Source organism: Nocardia aegles (genome assembly GCF_052545135.1).
In genome coordinates this window covers 1-1,642 of the sequence record NZ_JBQWRI010000037.1, presented here as the reverse complement: position 1 = coordinate 1,642, position 1,642 = coordinate 1, and the positions used below count along the sequence as shown (strand labels likewise).

Sequence of the window (1,642 nt, the reverse complement as noted above, 5' to 3'; positions counted from 1 at the left end):
GGATTTGTTCGATCGGTCGACGGTGGAGGGGTTTGTTGATCGGTTGTCGCGTGTTCTCTCGGCTGTGGTTGCTGATGCCAATGTGCTGGTGGGGGATATCGAACTGCTCGCCGACACCGAACGACACGACGTACTCACCACGCGAAACGACACCACCCATCCGGTGGAGCCCGCCACGCTGGGATCGCTGCTGCGCCGGACCGTCGCGGCGGCGCCGGGCTCGGTCGCGCTGGTCGCGGACCTACCCGGCGGCGAACGCGTCGAGTTGAGCTACGCCGAGCTGGCAGCACGGGTGAACCGCCTCGCCCGTTACCTGATCTCGGTGGGCGTCGGCCCGGAAACCCTGGTCGCGCTCGCGTTCCGACGATCGGTGGATCTGGTCGTGGCGATGTACGCGGTGGCCGAAGCCGGTGGGGCGTACCTGCCGGTCGACCCCGACCAAGCCGCGGAGCGGACCGACTACATCCTCTCCGTCGCCGCGCCGGTGTGTGTGCTGACCAACGTCGACGCCGAGTTCGAGACCGAGGTCGCGCCGGTGGTGCGGCTCGAGGATCTCGAACTCACCGCGGTCGCGAGCGTGCCGCTCACCGACGCCGAGCGAGCCGTGGCCCTGCGACCGGAGAACACGGCCTACGTCATCTTCACCTCGGGTTCGACCGGTCGCCCGAAGGGCGTCGCGGTGCCGCACGGGGCGATCGTGAACCAATTGCTCTGGAAGGCGGCCGAGTTCGAGCTGGGCCAGGACGACTCGGTGCTGTTGAAGACGGCGGCGACGTTCGATTTGTCGGTGTGGGAGTTCTGGTCGGCCGCGGTGTGCGGTGGACGGTTGGTGATCGCCGCACCGGATGGTCACCGGGATCCGGTGTACCTGAACGAGTTGATGGCCCGGGAATCGGTCACCACCCTGCACGCGGTGCCGTCGATGCTGGAGGCGCTGCTGGCGCACCGGCCGAGCACGGGCGATTGGTCGCCACGGCGAGTGTTGGCGATCGGTGAGGCGTTGCCCGGTGCATTGGCGCAGCGGTTCCTGCGGGAACACCCGCGTATCGAGTTGTTCAACCTCTACGGTCCGACCGAGGCGGCGGTGTCGATCACCAGCCACCGCGTCACTCTCGCTGACGAGACCTCGGTGTCGATCGGTGCGCCCGAGTGGAACAGCCAGGTCTACGTGCTGGATTCCCGGTTGCGGCCGGTGCCGGACGGTGTCTCCGGTGAGTTGTACCTCGCCGGTTCGCAGTTGGCGCGCGGCTACTTCGGTCGTGCTGACCTGACCGCGGATCGGTTCGTGGCCAACCCGTTCCAGCCCGGTGCGCGGATGTACCGGACCGGTGACTTGGTCGCCTGGAACAGCGCCGGTGAACTCGAGTATCGGGGTCGCACCGACTTCCAGGTGAAGATCCGTGGTTTCCGTATCGAGCTCGGTGAGATCGAAGCCGCCCTGTTGGCGTTGCCGGAGGTCGCGCAGACAGCGGTGGTCGCGAAGTCCGATCCGAAGACCGGTGACCGGCTGGTGGCCTACCTGGTGGCGAGTGATGTCGACGCGGGTGTGGATGTGGCGCAGGTGAAGTCCGAACTCGCCGCCAACCTGCCGTCGTATATGGTGCCGTCGGCGTTCGTGGTGTTGGATGCTCTGCCGTTGAAT

The 1,642-nt window shown here is 66.9% G+C and carries 1 protein-coding gene; it reads left to right on the top strand.

Annotated features, from left to right (window positions below; genetic code table 11):
- A partial coding sequence (locus ACT89H_RS29325; RefSeq protein ID WP_445111908.1) for a non-ribosomal peptide synthetase occupies positions 1-1,642 on the top strand: 1,642 nt, incomplete at both ends.